The sequence below is a fragment of the Eudoraea sp. genome (assembly GCF_049665975.1).
GTDB lineage: Bacteria > Bacteroidota > Bacteroidia > Flavobacteriales > Flavobacteriaceae > Eudoraea.
The window spans coordinates 1-2,474 of the sequence record NZ_JBATGR010000027.1; the positions used below are offsets into that span (position 1 = coordinate 1).

At 38.2% G+C, this 2,474-nt stretch carries 2 protein-coding genes and 1 pseudogene; 2 read left to right on the forward strand and 1 reads right to left on the reverse strand.

What is annotated here, in order from left to right; translation table 11 throughout:
- Window positions 1–240: 240 nt before the first annotated feature.
- On the forward strand, window positions 241–1,572 hold the full coding sequence (locus WBN20_RS00895) for an OmpA family protein (protein WP_424280376.1): 1,332 nt from the start codon (window positions 241–243) through the stop codon (window positions 1,570–1,572).
- 31 nt (window positions 1,573–1,603) lie between these two features.
- Window positions 1,604–2,293, forward strand: a complete 690-nt coding sequence (locus WBN20_RS00900; RefSeq protein ID WP_424280377.1) for a hypothetical protein — start codon at window positions 1,604–1,606, stop codon at window positions 2,291–2,293.
- A gap of 25 nt (window positions 2,294–2,318) precedes the next feature.
- Here WBN20_RS00900 and WBN20_RS00905 read toward each other — a convergent pair.
- Window positions 2,319–2,474 (reverse strand): annotated as a pseudogene (locus WBN20_RS00905) (lipoyl(octanoyl) transferase LipB); the annotation flags it as partial.

The window sequence follows — 2,474 nt, forward strand, 5'->3', positions numbered from 1 at the left end:
AGGAAAATGCGCTTGTACTTTACAAAATTAACTAGACTATATCCGAAAACCATCCACACAGTAAAATAAACCAAATACACAATATTCCTTAGCAGGAAGTGCTTTTTACTTATATTTCTTCAATAAAGTACTAATAATTAGGTATTTGTAAGTTTTTTATGACACAAATAGACTGGACAAACCTCCACTCATATGCCTAAAATATCGTATTTTTAAGATACGTCAAAAATTTCCGAAATCATGAGAACACTTGCCCAACAAATTCGTATCATCCTTCCACTCGTTTTATTCCTGTTTGCAAGCCCGGATGCAGGTGCTCAGTTATTAAAGAAATTGGGCAAGGCAGCGGAACGTGCTGCGGAACGGACAGTTGAAAGAAGAGTAGAAAAGGAAACCCAGGAGAAAACGGACGCTGTTCTAGACAGCATTTTGGAACCTGGGAGTAAAGGAAAGCAACAAAAAGGGCAAAACCCATTCCCCATGGATGGTGGCAACAATCCGGGTGGTTCGGATGGAGTTAACGCGACAGCTAATATCCCTGATTCGGGTGGCCCGAAATCTATTCAGGTGTATAGCAAATTTGATTTTGTTCCTGGTGATAAACTATTGTTCTTTGATGATTTTTCGAATGATTTTATTGGCGATTTCCCTTCCAAATGGAACACTAATGGTGGTGGCGAAGTAGTGACCTTGAATGATTCTCCCGAAAAGTGGCTTGAACTTATTTCCGGGTATAATTTGTACTTTATCCCAGATGTGCCCAGCCTTCCTGAAGAGTATACTATAGAATTTGATATTGAAACAGTAGGATTGGATAATAAAACCTCGTCTACGGCTACCTTAAGGATTTCCATAAGTGATGATGATTTGTTTAAAGAGGGTAGTAATTTTGTGCACTCCCATCTTCCATTTTGTCAATATGCTCCAATAGGAATCAATATGGAAAACCATATCAATAGCGAGAGAGAAATTTATAGTACCGTAAAGGCCGATCTCAGAGATGAAGTACTAAACCGGCCACATATTTCCATTGCGGTGAATAAGCAACGCTACAGGTTATGGGTCAATGAAGAAAAATATATCGACATTCCAAGGATTGTGCCGCAGGGTGGGGTCTTGAAAACGCTGAAATTTCATATGAACAATTTTAAAGATGGTAAAGAACGGTTGTTCATCACCAATCTAAAAGTGGCTAAAGGAGGTCTGGATTTAAGAAGAACATTAATTTCTGAGGGGAAAGTATCTACCAATGGTATCTTATTCGACTCAGGCTCTGCTAATATCCAACCTCAGTCTATGGGTATTATTAGGCAAATCTCACAGGTACTGCAGCAGGAAAGCAGTATGAACCTCAACATTATAGGGCATACTGATTCTGATGGAGATGACACAACTAATATGCAACTTTCAAAAAAACGGGCCGACGCAGTTAGAAATGCATTAGTGGAAATTTACAATGTTGCCGGAGACCGTCTTAAAACCGAAGGAAAAGGCGAGACTGTTCCCATAGGTGATAATGGCACCACTGATGGCAAAGCCCAAAACAGAAGAGTGGAATTTATTAAAATATAATTAAAGAAACGTAATATATAATTTACCCATTATGAAAAGAGCACTAGTAACAGTATGTCTGATTTTTTTTGTTGCCATTGAAGGAATATCTCAAAATTGTAGCAAATATTACCCTATGGTCGAGGGCACTACTTTAGAATACACTTCCTATAATGGCAAGGGCAAAAATCAGGGGACTATAAGTTACACAGTTACCAATGTAATAGATGAGGGCAGTACCTCTTCTGCAACTATGGTTATGACCTATATGGATGACAAGGGAAAGGAAGCCTTTACTTCTGAATTTACCTATTCCTGTTCAGGCAACATAGTTACCATAGATTATGAATCCTTAATGTCTAATCAAATGCTTCAGCAATTTGAAGATATGGAGATGGAAGTTTCCGGGACGGATATTGAACTTCCAAATGACCTGGAAGTCGGACAGGAATTGCCGGATGCCAATATTATTATGAAAATAAGCATGAGCGGTATGAATATGAATTCTACGATGGATATGATAAACAGAAAAGTTGAAAAACAGGAATCCGTTACAACACCTGCGGGTACTTTTGATTGCTACGTGATTTATAGTGAAAACCAGTCTAAAATGATGATGGTTAATCAAAATTTTCCTTCACGACTTTGGTTGGCAGAAGATGTGGGTATGATTAAACAGGAATCCTATAATAAAAGTGGTAAATTAATGACCAGTACTGTACTTACCAACCTAAGTAAGTAGTATTGCAAAATTTAAAAACCGGGACTTAGACCCTGGTTTTTTCTTTAGTAATATGTGCGCCGAAGAGCTCTGAAAAATGCTTTAGTAGTTTTTGCTTAACTTCAAGCATAGGTACTTCTTTTTGTCCCAATTCCACGTTCATAGAAGTAACAGCCTTTCCCCTAATTCCGCAGGGTATCAT